Origin of the sequence: Streptoverticillium olivoreticuli subsp. olivoreticuli, from assembly GCF_003391135.1 — a bacterium.
In the GTDB taxonomy this organism is placed as follows: domain Bacteria; phylum Actinomycetota; class Actinomycetes; order Streptomycetales; family Streptomycetaceae; genus Streptomyces; species Streptomyces blastmyceticus.
Genome location: NZ_CP031455.1, coordinates 3,033,372 through 3,048,351, shown reverse-complemented (window position 1 = coordinate 3,048,351; position 14,980 = coordinate 3,033,372). Strand labels below are relative to the sequence as shown.

Below are 14,980 nucleotides of genomic sequence, written 5' to 3'. Positions count from 1 at the left end.
TCCGGCGTTTGAGGACACCGCGCGTCAGCGCGGTCAGGGCGAAGCCGGGGGGTACAGCCCCCGGGGGAGGCTCGCGGCGGCCGCCGCGTCGAGCAGCCACAGCGTGCGCGAGCGGCCGTACGCGCCCGCTGCCGGGGCCTGGATCTCACCCGCACCCGACAGCGCCATCGCGACAGCGTTCGCCTTGTCCTCGCCCGCCGCGAGCAGCCAGACCTCGCGGGCCGCGCGGATCGCCGGGAGGGTCAGGGAGACCCTCGTCGGCGGCGGCTTCGGCGCGCCGTGCACCCCGACGACCGTGCGCTCGGTCTCCCGCACGCCCGGCAACTCGGGGAACAGCGAGGCCACGTGCGTGTCCGGGCCGACGCCCAGCAGCAGCACGTCGAAGGACGGCACGGGGCCATGGTCCTCGGGCCGGGCGGCCGCCGCGAGTTCGGCCGCGTAGGCCTCCGCCGCGGCGTCCGCGTCGTTGCCGTACCGGTCACCGGCCGGGGGCATCACATGCACCCGGGCGGGGTCCAGCGGCACTGAGTCCAGGAGCGCGGCGCGCGCCTGGGTCACATTGCGCTCGGGGTCGCCCTCGGGCAGGAAGCGCTCGTCGCCCCACCACAGGTCCAGCCGCGCCCAGTCCACCGCGTCGCGCGCGGGCGCCTCGGCGAGGGCCGCGAGCAGCCCGTTGCCGTTGCGCCCGCCCGTGAGGACGACGGAGGCGGAGCCCCGCGCGGCCTGCGCGTCCACGATCTTCGTGATCAGCCGGGCCGCCGCGGCCTGCGCCATCAGCTCCTTGTCCCGGTGGACGACGATCTGCGGAGCGCTCACTTGCCGGCCGCCTTCTTGCTGCCGGCCTTCTTGGCGGGCGCGGGCGCGGCCTTGGCCTCGGCGGCGTCCGCTTCCGGAGCCTCCGTGGCCGCCTCGGCCGCCTTCGGCGCCGCGGGCGCGGCCGCCTTGGCCTCGCCGAGCCGCTCCACGCCGTACTTCAGCGCCGACTCGTAGGTGTCGTCCGGGTCGAGCCGCCGGAGTTCCTCCGCGAGGAGCTCCGAGGTGTCGCGCCGCTGGAGCGCCACCGCGCGGTCCGGCTGGCCCGGCATGGAGAGCGTGGCCAGGGAGCCGTCGGGGCGGTCCAGGGTGACCGGGCCGTTCCTGGTCTCCAGCCGTACGGCCGTGAGGCCCGGCCCGTCGGAGACGGTCCGGCTGACCGGCACGCCCAGGCGGTCGGCGAGCCACATCGCGAGCAGCTCGCCGCTCGGGTTGTAGCCCTCGCCCTCCACGTCGGCGGAGATGATCTCGACCTGCTGCTGGTCCAGGGCGGCCGCGAGCATCGAGCGCCACGGCGTGATCCGGGTCCAGGCCAGGTCGGTGTCGCCCGGGGTGTAGTGCGCGGCGCGGGCCGAGAGCTCCGAGAGGGGGTCCTCGGCGGCGTAGGCGTCGGTGACCCGGCGCTGGGCGAGCGAACCCAGCGGGTCCTTCTCCGGGTTGACCGGGGAGCCCACCGGCCACCAGACGACCACGGGGGCGTCGGGCAGCAGCAGCGGCAGCACGACCGACTGGGCGTGGTCGATGACGTCGCCGTAGAGCCGCAGCACCACGGTCTCGCCGGTGCCCGCGGACGTGCCCACCCGCACCTCGGCGTCGAGGCGGGCCTTGGCACGGTCGCGCGGCGACCGGCTGACCCGCTTGACGACGACGAGCTTGCGCGAGGGGTGCTCGCGGGAGGCCTCGTTGGCCGCCTTCAGCGCGTCGTAGGCGTGCTCCTCGTCGGTGACGATGACCAGGGTGAGCACCATGCCGATGGCGGGGGTGCCGATGGCGCGCCGGCCCTGGACCAGGGCGTTGTTGATCTTGCTGGACGTGGTGTCCGTCAGGTCGATTTTCATGGCCGGCGCCAGCTCCGTCCGTCACGTGCGAGCATCTCGTCCGCCTCGATGGGGCCCCAGGTGCCTGCCGGGTAGGACGCGGGCTTGCCGTTGGATTCCCAGTACTGCTCGATCGGGTCGAGGATCTGCCAGGACAGCTCGACCTCCCGCAGGCGCGGGAAGAGGTTGGCGTCGCCCAGCAGCACATCGAGGATGAGCCGCTCGTACGCCTCCGGGCTGGACTCGGTGAAGGACTCGCCGTAGGCGAAGTCCATCGAGACGTCCCGGACCTCCATCGAGGTGCCCGGCACCTTCGAGCCGAACCGCATGGTGACGCCCTCGTCCGGCTGCACCCGGATGACCAGGGCGTTCTGCCCCAGCTCCTCGGTGGCGGTGTGGTCGAAGGGCGAGTGCGGAGCCCGCTGGAAGACGACCGCGATCTCGGTGACGCGGCGGCCGAGCCGCTTGCCCGTGCGGAGGTAGAAGGGGACGCCCGCCCAGCGGCGGTTGTCGATCTCCAGCTTGATCGCGGCGTAGGTGTCGGTCTTGGACGCCGGGTCGATGCCGTCCTCTTCGAGGTAGCCGACGACCTCCTCGCCACCCTGCCAGCCGTGCGCGTACTGCCCGCGGACGGTCTCCTTGCCGAGGTCCTTGGGCAGCCGGACGGCGCCCAGCACCTTGGTCTTCTCCGCGACCAGCGCGTCCGCCTCGAAGGAGGCGGGCTCCTCCATGGCGGTCAGCGCCAGCAGCTGGAGCAGGTGGTTCTGGATGACGTCACGGGCGGCGCCGATGCCGTCGTAGTAGCCCGCGCGGCCGCCGATGCCGATGTCCTCGGCCATGGTGATCTGCACGTGGTCGACGTACGACCGGTTCCAGATCGGCTCGAAGAGGGTGTTGGCGAAGCGGAGCGCCAGGATGTTCTGGACGGTCTCCTTGCCCAGGTAGTGGTCGATCCGGAAGACCTCTTCGGGCGGGAAGACCTCGTGGACGATCCGGTTGAGCTCCTGGGCGGAGGCCAGGTCGTGACCGAAGGGCTTCTCGATGACGGCGCGCCGCCAGGAGCCGCCCTTCTTCTGCTCGGCCAGCCCGTGCTTCTTCAGCTGCTGGACGACCTTGGGGAAGAACTTCGGCGGCACCGACAGGTAGAAGGCGAAGTTGCCGCCCGTGCCCTGTGCCGCATCGAGCTCGTGGATCGTGGACTTGAGGGTCTCGAACGCCACGTCGTCGTCGAAGTCGCCCTGCACGAACCGGCAGCCCTGCACCAGCTGCTGCCAGACCTCCTCACGGAAGGGCGTGCGCGCGTGCTCCTTGACGGCGTCGTGCACGATCTGGGCGAAGTCCTCGTTCTCCCAGTCGCGGCGCGCGAAGCCGATGAGCGAGAAGCCCGGCGGCAGCAGCCCCCGGTTCGCGAGGTCATAGACCGCGGGCATCAGCTTTTTCCGGGACAAATCGCCCGTGACGCCAAAGATGACCAGGCCCGACGGCCCCGCGATACGCGGGAGCCGTCGGTCCTGAGCGTCACGCAGCGGATTGCTGCTTGTGCTCAACTCACGCCTCCGGGGCGAGGCGCTTGAGCTCCGCCTCGGTGGACTTAAGAAGGTCGTTCCACGACTGCTCGAACTTGTCGACGCCCTCGTCCTCCAGCAGCTGGACGACGTCGTCGTACGAGATGCCCAGCTTCGCGATCGCGTCGAGCTCGGCCTTGGCCTGCTCGTACGTGCCGCGCACCGTGTCGCCGGTGATCTGCCCGTGGTCGGCGGTGGCCTCCAGGGTGGCCTCCGGCATGGTGTTGACCGTGTTCGGGGCGACCAGGTCGTCCACGTACAGCGTGTCCTTGTAGGCCGGGTCCTTGACACCGGTCGAGGCCCACAGCGGACGCTGCTTGTTGGCGCCGGACTTCTCCAGGGCGGCCCAGCGGTCGGAGGAGAAGACCTCCTCGTACGCCTGGTAGGCGAGGCGGGCGTTGGCCAGGGCGGCCTTGCCGCGCAGCGCCTTGGCCTCGTCGGTGCCCAGCGCGTTCAGGCGCTTGTCGATCTCGCTGTCCACGCGGGACACGAAGAAGGACGCGACCGAGTGGATCAGCGACAGGTCCAGGCCGGCGGCCTTGGCCTTCTCCAGACCGGTCAGGTAGGCGTCCATGACCGCGCGGTAGCGCTCAAGGGAGAAGATCAGCGTGACGTTGACGCTGATGCCCTTGCCGATCACCTCGGCGATGGCCGGGAGGCCCGCCTCGGTGGCCGGGATCTTGATCAGGGTGTTGGGGCGGTCCACCAGCCAGGCCAGCTGCTTGGCCTCGGCCACGGTGGCCGTCGTGTTGTGCGCCAGGCGCGGGTCGACCTCGATGGAGACCCGGCCGTCCTGGCCGTCCGTCGCGTCGAAGACCGGGCGCAGGATGTCGGCGGCGTCACGGACGTCCGCCGTCGTGATCATGCGGATCGCCTCGTCCACGGTGACCTTGCGGGCCGCGAGGTCGGTGAGCTGCTGCTCGTAGCCGTCGCCGCCGGAGATCGCCTTCTGGAAGATCGACGGGTTGGTGGTGACACCCACGACGTGGCTCTGGTCGATCAGCTCGGCCAGGTTGCCGGACGTGATGCGCTTGCGGGACAGGTCGTCCAGCCAGATCGCGACGCCTTCGTCGGAGAGGCGCTTGAGTGCGTCTGTCATCGGGATTGCATCTCCTACTAGTGGTGGGCGGTCGCGTCAGCGACGGTTGGCGTCGACGTGCTCGATCGACTCGCGGGCGGCGGCCACGACGGCCTCGGAGGTCAGGCCGAACTCGCGGTAGAGGATCTTGTAGTCCGCGGAGGCGCCGAAGTGCTCCAGCGAGACGATCCGGCCGGCGTCGCCGACGTACCGGTGCCAGGTCAGGCCGATGCCCGCCTCGACGGCCACGCGGGCCTTGACGTCCGGCAGCAGCACGCCGTCGCGGTACGCCTGGTCCTGCTCCTCGAACCACTCGACGGAGGGCATGGAGACCACGCGGGTCGGGATGCCCTCGGCCTGGAGCACGTCACGGGCCTCGACGGCCAGCTGGACCTCGGAGCCGGTGCCGATCAGGATCACCTGCGGCCGGCCGCCCTCGGCCTCGAAGAGGACGTAGCCGCCCTTGGCGGCGCCCTCGTTGGCCTCGTAGGTCGGCACGTTCTGGCGGGTCAGGGCCAGACCGTGCGGCGCCGGCTTGGCGGTGTGGCGCTTGGTGATCTCGCGCCAGGCGATCGCCGTCTCGTTGGCGTCGGCCGGGCGGACCATGTTCAGGCCCGGGATGGCGCGCAGCGCGGCCATGTGCTCGACCGGCTGGTGCGTCGGGCCGTCCTCGCCGAGACCGATGGAGTCGTGCGTCCACACGTAGGTGACCGGCAGCTTCATCAGGGCGGCCAGGCGGACGGCCGGGCGCATGTAGTCGGAGAACACCAGGAAGGTGCCGCCGTACACACGGGTGTTGCCGTGCAGCGCGATGCCGTTCATGGTCGAACCCATGGCGTGCTCGCGGATGCCGAAGTGGATCGTGCGGCCGTACGGGTTCGCCTCGGGGAGCGGGTTGCCCTCCGGGAGGAACGAGGACGACGGGTCGATCGTGGTGTTGTTCGAGCCCGCGAGGTCGGCGGAGCCGCCCCACAGCTCGGGGATCACGCCGCCCAGCGCCTTGAGGACCTCGCCGGACGCCTTGCGGGTCGCGACGTCCTTGCCGGCCGGGAAGACGGGGAGCGCGTGCTCCCAGCCGTCGGGCAGCTCGCCCGCGGCCATGCGGTCCAGGACGGCGGCGCGCTCCGGGTTGGAGGTGCGCCACTCCTGGAGCTGCTTCTCCCAGGTCGCGTGGGTCTCGCGGCCGCGGTCGACGACCTTGCGGACGTGGGTGAAGACCTCGTCCTCGACCTGGAAGGTCTGCTCCGGGTCGAAGCCCATGACGCGCTTGGTCGCGGCCACCTCGGCGTCGCCGAGCGCCGAGCCGTGCGAGGCCTCGGTGTTCTGGGCGTTCGGGGCGGGCCAGGCGATGATCGTGCGCGCCGCGATGATCGAGGGACGCTCGGTCTCCTCCTGCGCCGCCTTCAGGGCCGCGTAGAGGGCCTGGACGTCGAAGTCGCCGTTCTCGGCCTGCTCGATGCGCTGGACGTGCCAGCCGTACGCCTCGTAGCGCGCGAGGACGTCCTCGGAGAAGGCGGTCTCGGTGTCGCCCTCGATCGAGATGTGGTTGTCGTCGTAGAGCGCGACGAGGTTGCCGAGCTTCTGGTGGCCGGCCAGCGAGGACGCCTCGGCGGAGATGCCCTCCTCCAGGTCGCCGTCGGAGACGATCGCCCAGATGGTGTGGTCGAACGGGGAGGCGCCCTTCGGGGCCTCCGGGTCGAACAGGCCGCGCTCGTAGCGGGCGGCCATCGCCATGCCCACGGCGTTGGCGATGCCCTGGCCCAGCGGGCCGGTGGTGGTCTCGACACCACGGGTGTGACCGTGCTCCGGGTGGCCCGGGGTCTTGCTGTCCCAGGTGCGGAACGACTTCAGGTCCGCGAGCTCCAGGCCGTAGCCGGCCATGAAGAGCTGCACGTAGAGCGTGAGGCTGGTGTGACCGGGGGAGAGGACGAACCGGTCCCGGCCTGCCCAGTCGGCGTCGCTCGGGTCGTGCCGCATCAGCTTCTGGAACAGCAGATAGGCGGCGGGCGCCAGGCTCATGGCCGTGCCCGGATGGCCGTTGCCGACCTTCTGCACGGAGTCCATGGCCAGGACGCGGGCGGTATCGACGGCCCGCTGGTCCAGTTCGGTCCACTCGAGGTCTGTTGTGGTCGGCTTGGTGCTCACCCTCGGTTCAGGGCTCCTCTCCACATGTTTCGATTGCCGGGGGCGGTATGTTCCGCCACGACGCGGCGCTGTCGAGCCTACCCCGCAGGGGCGCGCGCCTTTTCGACACACAGTCGGCTGCCCGACCCGACGTCCCGGGCAACCGGATCCGGATGGCGAAGATTCCCGCCGCGGGTGCGACGGCCATGGGTCCAGCCTGCCGGGGAGGCCGCCGGGGCGCCTCCCGAACGGGGCCACCGTGTCATGTTCCCAGGAGGCCCGATCCGGCGCGCGGGCATCGGGGAACGGCCGCGGATCGGGTCCGCTACGGTCCCAACACGACCCCACCCCGGCGGAGGCCGGGGTATCCCCTACGTCTAGAGTGGCGTGGTAAGCGCAAGCCTTCACCGGGTTCATCCTGCCCGCATCGCTTGCTGGCCTTATCTCTGTCAGGGGTGTGCGTGACGGCCGTCGAATCCCGTCCTGCGGGGGTGCTTCCGGAGAGCCTCGGTCACCGGCCGTTCGGGGCCCGTGTCAAGGCGTTCGTGGCGCTGACCAAGCCGCGGATCATCGAGCTGCTGCTGATGACGACCGTGCCGGTGATGTTCCTCGCCGCGCAGGGCGTGCCCGACCTGTGGCTCGTCCTGGCCACGTGCATCGGCGGTTACCTGTCGGCCGGCGGCGCCGGCGCGTACAACATGTACATCGACCGGGACATCGACGCGCTGATGGACCGTACGGCCCAGCGCCCGCTGGTCACCGGGATGGTCTCGCCGCGGGAGTGCCTGGTCTTCGCCACCGCGCTGACCGTGGGCTCCACCCTCTGGTTCTGGTACCTGGTCAACCCGCTGTCGGCGATGCTGTCGCTCGGGGCCAACGCCTTCTACGTCGTCATCTACACGATGCTGCTCAAGCGCCGCACCGCGCAGAACATCGTCTGGGGCGGCATCGCGGGCTGCATGCCGGTCATCATCGGCTGGTCCGCCGTCACCGAATCGGTCTCCTGGGCCCCGGTCGTCCTCTTCCTGGTCATGTTCTTCTGGACGCCGCCGCACTACTGGCCGCTGTCGATGAAGGTCAAGGACGACTACGAGCGCGCGGGCGTGCCCATGCTGCCGGTCACCGCGGGCAACAAGGCGGTCGCCCGTCAGATCGTCCTCTACAGCTGGGTGATGGTCGCCGTCTCGCTCCTGCTCCAGCCCCTCGGCTACACCGGCTGGTTCTACACGATCGTGGCGGCCGTGCTCGGCGGCATGTGGCTCAAGGAGGCGCACGCGCTCCAGGGCCGCGCCAAGGCCGGGATCACCGGGGCGAAGCTCAAGGAGATGCGCCTCTTCCACTGGTCCATCACCTATGTGTCGCTGCTCTTCGCGGCAGTGGCCGTGGATCCCTTCCTTCGCTAGGGGGTTCGGGGGTCTCCCCCAAAAGACGCAGTACTGGTGGGTAGCATCTGCTTCATGGCAGACACCACGCAGGCCGAAGACACCGCACTCGACAGCCGGGCCGCCCGCAGGGCCGCCCGGCTCGCCCGGCAGATCACCGCCTTCGCCAAGAGCCACGGCGGCAGCGCCGAGGGCCAGCTGGCGCACATCGGCCGCGGCAGCACCCGGATCGCCCTCGTCGGCGCCAACGGCGAGTGGGGCAACCTGGTCGCCCCCTCCATGCCCATGGCGCGGAAGGCCGTCGAGCTCGCCGGCATCACCCTCCACGAGGACTTCGACGGCGAGTTCGCCGCCAAGGTCCGCACCGGCCCGTACGAATGGTCCCGTATGGCCGGCATCCAGCTCGGCGGCCCCAGCAATAACTGACGGCCCCCTCGCCCGTTAGACCCGCCGGGAGCGGCCACCTCGGTGCGCCGCCCGGGGGTTCGGCACGGGGGGACGAGGGCGCGGATGGACGGCATGCCGCCGATCGTGGATCAGCACAGCCACGGCACGGTCCACGGCGAGCTGGGGCTCGGCGCCTTCGAGACGCACCTCGCCGCCGCCGCGGGCTCCACCGGCCCCGCACCGCCCGGCACCACCTTCTTCGACAGCCCCGCCGGACTGGCCGTACGCCGCTGGTGCCCGCCCCTGCTCGGCCTGGAAGCGCACTGCGCGCCGGTCCGCTATCTGGCGCGGCGGCGGGAACTGGGCGCCTACCGCGCCGGGCAACTGCTGCTGCGCGGCGCGGGAATCGGCACCTTCCTGCTGGAGTCCGGGGCGCCGGGCGCCCTCACCTCGGCCACCGAGCTGGCGTACGCGGCCGACGGGCGCGCCCACGAGGTCGTACGCCTCGAACCGCTCGCCGAACAGGTCGCCGACACCTCCGGCAGCGCCGGCTCCTTCACCGCCTACGTCACCGAGGCGTTATGGGTGGCCGCCCGGAGCGCCACCGCGTTCGCCTCCGGGATCCGCTCCTGCGACGGGACGCCACCGGAGCCGCCCGAGGTCCGCAGGGCCGTCGACCGCTGGCTGCGCACCCGCCGGACGGGCGGGCCGCTGGACGAGCCCGTGGTCGCCTGTCATCTGCTGTGGACGGCGGTCGCCACCGGGCTGCCCGTACAGCTGCACTGCCCCGACCCGCGCCGCGTGACGCGCTTCCTGCGTGCCACCGAGGGGCTGGGGACCGATCTGGTGCTGCTGCCCGCCCCCTGGCACCACCGGCAGGCCGCGCGGCTCGCCGCGGGCTTCCCGCACGTGTACGCGGACGTGGGCACCCGGCCCGAGGAGAGCCTGGCCGAAGCGCCGTTCGGCAAGCTGCTGTTCTCCACCGGGGCGCGGGCGCTGGCCGAGCTCTATGTGGTCGGCGCCCGGACCTTCTCACAGGCCATGGGGCGGCTCATGGACGACTGGGTCGCCGACGGGGTGTGCCGGTGGGCGGAGGCGGGGCGGATCGCCTCGCTCGTCGCCGCCGGCACCGCCCGCAGGATCTACCGGCTGGGGACGGAGGCCGTCTGAAGCGCGTCGTGCTCACCGGAGGGGGCGGGCACGGAGGCGAGTTCACCGCGGTCGCGCAGCGACAGGAAGACGCGCAGAACGGCGATCCACACGATGCAGGAGCCGAGCATGTGGGCACCCACGACCAGCTCCGGCTGGCCGGTGAAGTACTGCACGTACCCTATGACGCCCTGGAGCATCAGCACGACGAACAGCTCGGTGACCCGGCGGCTCGGCGCGGCGGCCGCCTTGACGGCCCGCAGGGTGAACCACAGGGCGACGGTCAGGCCGACCACGACGAATACGAAGTCGACGTGCAGCTGGGTGAGCTCACGCCAGTTCAACGGGATCCGGTGGACGTCCTTGGAGGCGTCGCCCGCGTGCTTGCCCGCACCGGTGACCACGGTGCCGACCACGATCAGCACGGCGCTCGCGACGACCAGCAGCCAGCTCAACTGCCGCACCGGACGGGCCACCCGGTCACGCGGCTCCGCGTCGCCCTCACGAGTGCGCTGCCACATCACCACGGAGACCGTCAGCAGCGCGGTGGACAGCAGGAAGTGGGAGCTGACGATGTACGGGTTGAGGCCCGTCAGCACCGTGATGCCACCGACGACGGCGTTGCCCATGACGATCCAGAACTGCGCCCAGCCCAGACGGGTCAGCGACCGCCGGCGCGGCTCACGCGCGCGTGCCGCGATGATCGCGAGCCCGACTACACCGCACAGGACGTACGTCAGCATGCGGTTGCCGAACTCGATGACACCGTTGATGCCCATCGCACGCGTGGGCGTCAGGCTCTCGTCGGTGCACGTCGGCCACGTCGGGCAGCCGAGCCCCGACTGGGTGAGACGGACCGCGCCACCTGTCACCACGATGACCACGGCCATGACCACACAGGCGAGCGCGGCCCGCTGGACGAAGCGCGCGGAGGGCTGCCAGCGGTCGGCGATCAGCTGGAGAGGGTTCATCGAATTCGGCACGGAGTCATCGTAAGGGCCCGCTTGTGCATGGATTCACGAGGGGGGTGCGTGGCGAATTGCCCGGCTGCTCCCGGGCTCACCCCCGGCTCACTCCCAGCGGAAGAAGCGCGCCGCCGCGCCCAGCCCGAGCACCGCCCACGCCGCGAGGACGCCCAGGTCGGCCCACGGCATTCCCGCGCCGTGCTGGAGCACGTCCCGCAGGCCGCCCGAGAGCGCGGAGATCGGCAGCAGGTCCAGCACCGACCGGGCGGCGGCCGGGAACTTGTCCAGCGACACGATCACCCCGCCGCCGACGAGCAGCAGCAGGAAGACGAGGTTCGCCGCGGCCAGCGTCGCCTCGGCCTTGAGCGTGCCCGCCATCAGCAGACCCAGCCCGGAGAAGGCCGCCGTGCCGAGCACGAGCAGCAGGACGACGGCGAAGGGGTTGCCGTGCGGCGACCAGCCCAGCGCGAACGCGATCACCGTCAGCAGGGCGATCTGGAGCACCTCGGTGACCAGCACGGAGCAGGTCTTCGCGGTCATCAGCCCCCAGCGCGGCAGCGGGGAGGCGCCGAGCCGCTTCAGCACGCCGTAACGGCGCTCGAAGCCGGTCGCGATGGCCTGGCCGGTGAAGGCCGTCGACAGCACCGCCAGCGCCAGGATGCCGGGGGCGAGGAAGTCGACGGCCTTGCCCTCGCCCGTGTCGACGATGTCGACCGAGCTGAAGAGCACCAGCAGGAGCGTCGGGATGACGACGGTCAGCAGCAGCTGCTCGCCGTTGCGCAGCAGCATCCGGGTCTCCAGCGCGGCCTGCGCGCGGATCATCCGGCCCAGTGGCGCGGCGCCGGGCTTCGGCGTGAACGTGCCGGTGTTCGTACTCGTGCCCGCGTCCGCGCTCATGCCCGCAGCTCCTTGCCGGTCAGCTCCAAGCTGTTGTCCTCCGGGGGGCGCTGTGCCCCATTGCGGCTGTGCCGCGGGCCGGACCCCCGGCCGGTCTGTGCGTAACCCCTCATGCCCGCAGCTCCTTGCCGGTCAGCTCCAAAAAGACGTCCTCCAGCGTGTGCCGCTCCACCGCTATGCGGTCCGGCATGACCCCGTGCTGCGCGCACCATATGGTGACCGTCGCCAGCAGCTGGGGGTCGATCTTGCCGCTGACCCGGTACGTGCCGGGTGTCAGCTCCACCGCGGCGGAGTCGGCGGGCAGTGCCTTGAGGAGCGAGGCGAGGTCGAGCGCGGGGCGGCCGCTGAAGCGGAGCGTGTTCTCGGCGCCGCCGCGGCACAGCTCCTCGGGGCTGCCCTGGGCGATGACCTTGCCGCTGTCGATGATGGCGACGTCGTCCGCCAGGGTCTCGGCCTCGTCCATGTAGTGCGTGGTCAGGACGACGGTGACGCCGTCCTGGCGCAGCTCGCGCACCAGGTCCCAGGTCGCGTGCCGGGCCTGCGGGTCGAGACCGGCCGTCGGCTCGTCGAGGAAGACCAGCTCGGGCCGGCCGACGACGGCCATCGCGAGGGAGAGGCGCTGCTGCTGCCCGCCGGACAGCCGCCGGTAGGCGGTGCGCCCGCAGCTCTCCAGGCCGAGCCGCTCGATCAGCATGCCGACGTCGAGGGGGTGGGCGTGCAGGGAGGCGGTGTGCCGCAGCATCTCGTCCGCGCGGGCACCCGCGTAGACGCCCCCGCTCTGGAGCATCACGCCGATCCGCGGGCGCAGTGCGGCCGCGTCGGCGACCGGGTCGAGCCCGAGCACCCGGACGGAGCCCGCGTCGGGCCGGCGGTAGCCCTCGCAGGTCTCGACGGTGGTCGTCTTGCCCGCCCCGTTGGGGCCGAGCACGGCGGTGAGGGAGCCGCGGGCGACGGACAGGTCGAGGCCGTCGACGGCGGTTTTCGCCCCGTACCGCTTCACCAGCCCGCGGACCTCGACCGCGGGCTCACGGCCGGGGGGCGGGGGGACGGCCGGGCTGTCCCCCGGGAAGACGCTGCGCATGGCGGGAAGTCTACGAACCCCGCGGCGCCCCGGACCGCCCCGGGGGTGCGGGACTTCCCGGACTTTCGGACGATCTCGGCCGTGGCCCGGCGGACGATCTTCGCAGGTGATCTTGGCAGTGGCGGTTAGGTGACCCTTAGTGATCGAGGCCACCGACGGGCGGCCGGGGCGAGGCTTGTCCGTCTCCCGGTAATTACGCAACAATGGTGTTGTGAAATACGCGAGCGAGGCTCCGCAGGACCCCACGGCCCAGTCGGCCGCCGGGGCCCACGCGCCTGCTCCGGTGCCCGCGCGCGACGAGGAGCGCGTCCACGACGAGCAGCGCGGCACCCGTAACCGCGTCGCCAGGTCCATCCTCGACCACGGTCCGTCCACCGCGGCCGAGCTGGCCCTGCGCCTGGAGCTGACCCAGGCCGCGGTCCGCCGCCACCTCGACACCCTCGTCGCCGAGGGCGTCGTCGAGCCCCGCGAGAAGCGGGTCTACGGCGCGCGCACGCGCGGCCGCCCCGCGAAGGCGTTCGCGCTCACCGACTGCGGCCGTGACGCCTTCGACCAGGCCTACGACAAGCTGGCCGGTGACGCCCTGCGCTGGATCGCGCAGGCCGCCGGCGGGGGCGAGATGGGCGAGGCCGCGGTCGCGGCCTTCGCCCGTGCCCGGATGGCCGCACAGGCCGAGGGCTATCGCGAGGCCCTGGAGGCCGTCGCCCCCGAGTCCCGCACGGAGGCCCTTGCCAGGGCATTGACCGAAGACGGGTACGCTGCTACGGCGCGTAGCGCGCCGGTCGGCGAACAGCTTTGCCAGCACCACTGCCCGGTCGCCCATGTCGCCGAGCAGTTCCCGCAGCTGTGCGAGGCGGAGACCGAGGTCTTCTCCCGCCTGCTCGGGACGCATGTGCAGCGTCTTGCCACCATCGCCCACGGCGACGGTGTGTGCACGACGTTCATCCCGCGCAGCAAACCGCGGCGCACCACCAAGACCACCACAGCATCCGCCAGCACGGCCGGGAGGAACCCCGCATGACTCTCCCCACGGAGACTGCCCACCCTGAGCTCGAAGGCCTGGGCACGTACGAGTACGGCTGGGCCGACTCCGACGTGGCCGGTGCCACGGCCAAGCGCGGCCTCTCCGAGGAGGTCGTCCGCGACATCTCGGCGAAGAAGTCCGAGCCGGAGTGGATGCTCAAGCTGCGTCTGAAGGGCCTGAAGCTCTTCGAGAAGAAGCCCATGCCGACCTGGGGCTCCGACCTCTCGGGCATCGACTTCGACAACATCAAGTACTTCGTGCGTTCCACCGAGAAGCAGGCCGCTTCCTGGGAGGACCTGCCCGCGGACATCAAGAACACCTACGACAAGCTGGGCATCCCGGAGGCGGAGAAGCAGCGCCTGGTCGCCGGTGTCGCCGCGCAGTACGAGTCGGAGGTCGTCTACCACCAGATCCGCGAGGACCTGGAGGAGCAGGGCGTTCTCTTCCTGGACACCGACACGGCGCTGAAGGAGCACCCGGAGATCTTCCAGGAGTACTTCGGCACGGTGATCCCCGTCGGCGACAACAAGTTCGCCTCGCTGAACACCGCCGTGTGGTCGGGTGGCTCGTTCATCTACGTCCCGCCGGGCGTCCACGTCGACATCCCGCTCCAGGCCTACTTCCGTATCAACACGGAGAACATGGGCCAGTTCGAGCGGACGCTGATCATCGTCGACGAGAACGCCTATGTGCACTACGTCGAGGGCTGCACCGCCCCGATCTACTCCTCGGACTCGCTGCACAGCGCCGTGGTCGAGATCATCGTGAAGAAGGGCGGCCGCTGCCGCTACACGACGATCCAGAACTGGTCGAACAACGTCTACAACCTGGTCACCAAGCGGGCCGTGGCCTATGAGGGCGCGACCATGGAGTGGGTCGACGGCAACATCGGCTCCAAGGTGACCATGAAGTACCCGGCCGTCTACCTGATGGGCGAGCACGCCAAGGGCGAGACCCTCTCCATCGCCTTCTCCGGCGAGGGCCAGCACCAGGACGCCGGCGCGAAGATGGTCCACATGGCGCCGAACACCTCCTCCAACATCGTCTCCAAGTCGGTGGCGCGAGGCGGCGGCCGCACCTCCTACCGCGGCCTGATCGAGATCGGCGAGGGCGCCCACGGCTCCAAGTCGAACGTGCTCTGCGACGCCCTGCTGGTGGACACCATCTCCCGGTCGGACACCTACCCCTACGTCGACGTCCGCGAGGACGACGTCTCCATGGGCCACGAGGCGACCGTCTCCAAGGTCAGCGACGACCAGCTCTTCTACCTGATGAGCCGCGGTCTGACCGAGTTCGAGGCGATGGCGATGATCGTGCGCGGCTTCGTCGAGCCGATCGCCCGGGAGCTGCCGATGGAGTACGCGCTGGAGCTCAACCGGCTGATCGAGCTGCAGATGGAAGGCGCGGTCGGCTGACCGCCCACCCCCACCAGCAGCAGCGACCCGACTTTTTGTGACAGGAAGAGAGCACGACGACAG

General features: G+C 71.1%; 13 protein-coding genes. 5 read left to right on the top strand and 8 right to left on the bottom strand.

Features of this window, described 5'->3' with window-relative positions:
- Positions 1 to 33 precede the first annotated feature (33 nt).
- Genes pgl through tkt form a run of 5 tightly spaced genes read right to left on the bottom strand, consistent with a single transcriptional unit; the run spans position 34 to position 6,638 of the window.
- Positions 34 to 816 carry a 6-phosphogluconolactonase gene (pgl, locus tag DXZ73_RS12900; RefSeq protein WP_116211138.1) on the bottom strand — a complete coding sequence of 261 codons (783 nt, stop codon included), beginning with the start codon at positions 814 to 816 and terminating at the stop codon, positions 34 to 36.
- A complete protein-coding gene (gene opcA, locus DXZ73_RS12895) occupies positions 813 to 1,871 on the bottom strand; it encodes a glucose-6-phosphate dehydrogenase assembly protein OpcA (RefSeq protein WP_116211137.1) in 1,059 nt (352 codons plus the stop codon). The genes pgl and opcA overlap by 4 nt, the downstream gene beginning before the upstream one ends.
- Positions 1,868 to 3,397, bottom strand: coding sequence for a glucose-6-phosphate dehydrogenase (gene zwf, locus DXZ73_RS12890; RefSeq protein WP_116211136.1), 1,530 nt, complete (start codon positions 3,395 to 3,397; stop codon positions 1,868 to 1,870). The genes opcA and zwf overlap by 4 nt, the downstream gene beginning before the upstream one ends.
- A 1-nt stretch (position 3,398) precedes the next feature.
- Positions 3,399 to 4,514, bottom strand: coding sequence for a transaldolase (gene tal / locus DXZ73_RS12885; RefSeq protein ID WP_116211135.1), 1,116 nt, complete (start codon positions 4,512 to 4,514; stop codon positions 3,399 to 3,401).
- A gap of 36 nt (positions 4,515 to 4,550) precedes the next feature.
- Positions 4,551 to 6,638 carry a transketolase gene (gene tkt, locus DXZ73_RS12880; protein WP_116211134.1) on the bottom strand — a complete coding sequence of 696 codons (2,088 nt, stop codon included), beginning with the start codon at positions 6,636 to 6,638 and terminating at the stop codon, positions 4,551 to 4,553.
- A 440-nt stretch (positions 6,639 to 7,078) separates the two neighbouring features.
- Between tkt and DXZ73_RS12875 the strand changes: the two genes are divergently transcribed.
- The 3 genes from DXZ73_RS12875 to DXZ73_RS12865 all read left to right on the top strand — a co-directional run bounded on the left by DXZ73_RS12875 (position 7,079) and on the right by DXZ73_RS12865 (position 9,556).
- Positions 7,079 to 8,020 carry a heme o synthase gene (locus DXZ73_RS12875; protein WP_116211133.1) on the top strand — a complete coding sequence of 314 codons (942 nt, stop codon included), beginning with the start codon at positions 7,079 to 7,081 and terminating at the stop codon, positions 8,018 to 8,020.
- 54 nt (positions 8,021 to 8,074) lie between these two features.
- Positions 8,075 to 8,425 (top strand): hypothetical protein, encoded by a 351-nt coding sequence (locus DXZ73_RS12870; RefSeq protein WP_116211132.1) that lies wholly within the window; start codon positions 8,075 to 8,077, stop codon positions 8,423 to 8,425.
- Between the two features lie 84 nt (positions 8,426 to 8,509).
- Complete coding sequence (locus DXZ73_RS12865; RefSeq protein WP_116211131.1) at positions 8,510 to 9,556, top strand: amidohydrolase; 1,047 nt, start codon at positions 8,510 to 8,512, stop codon at positions 9,554 to 9,556.
- Here DXZ73_RS12865 and DXZ73_RS12860 read toward each other — a convergent pair.
- The 3 genes from DXZ73_RS12860 to DXZ73_RS12850 form a co-directional block, all read right to left on the bottom strand.
- A complete protein-coding gene (locus DXZ73_RS12860; RefSeq protein WP_116211130.1) occupies positions 9,529 to 10,518 on the bottom strand; it encodes a COX15/CtaA family protein in 990 nt (329 codons plus the stop codon). The genes DXZ73_RS12865 and DXZ73_RS12860 overlap by 28 nt on opposite strands.
- Positions 10,519 to 10,605: 87 nt before the next feature.
- Positions 10,606 to 11,397 carry an ABC transporter permease gene (locus DXZ73_RS12855; protein WP_116211129.1) on the bottom strand — a complete coding sequence of 264 codons (792 nt, stop codon included), beginning with the start codon at positions 11,395 to 11,397 and terminating at the stop codon, positions 10,606 to 10,608.
- A 109-nt stretch (positions 11,398 to 11,506) separates the two neighbouring features.
- Positions 11,507 to 12,478, bottom strand: coding sequence for an ABC transporter ATP-binding protein (locus DXZ73_RS12850; RefSeq protein WP_116211128.1), 972 nt, complete (start codon positions 12,476 to 12,478; stop codon positions 11,507 to 11,509).
- A 211-nt stretch (positions 12,479 to 12,689) separates the two neighbouring features.
- Between DXZ73_RS12850 and DXZ73_RS12845 the strand changes: the two genes are divergently transcribed.
- Both DXZ73_RS12845 and sufB read left to right on the top strand, forming a co-directional pair.
- On the top strand, positions 12,690 to 13,499 hold the full coding sequence (locus DXZ73_RS12845; RefSeq protein ID WP_116211127.1) for a helix-turn-helix transcriptional regulator: 810 nt from the start codon (positions 12,690 to 12,692) through the stop codon (positions 13,497 to 13,499).
- Entirely contained in the window at positions 13,496 to 14,917 is a 1,422-nt protein-coding gene (gene sufB / locus DXZ73_RS12840) for a Fe-S cluster assembly protein SufB (protein WP_116211126.1), read from the top strand. The genes DXZ73_RS12845 and sufB overlap by 4 nt, the downstream gene beginning before the upstream one ends.
- The last annotated feature ends 63 nt before the right edge of the window (positions 14,918 to 14,980 follow it).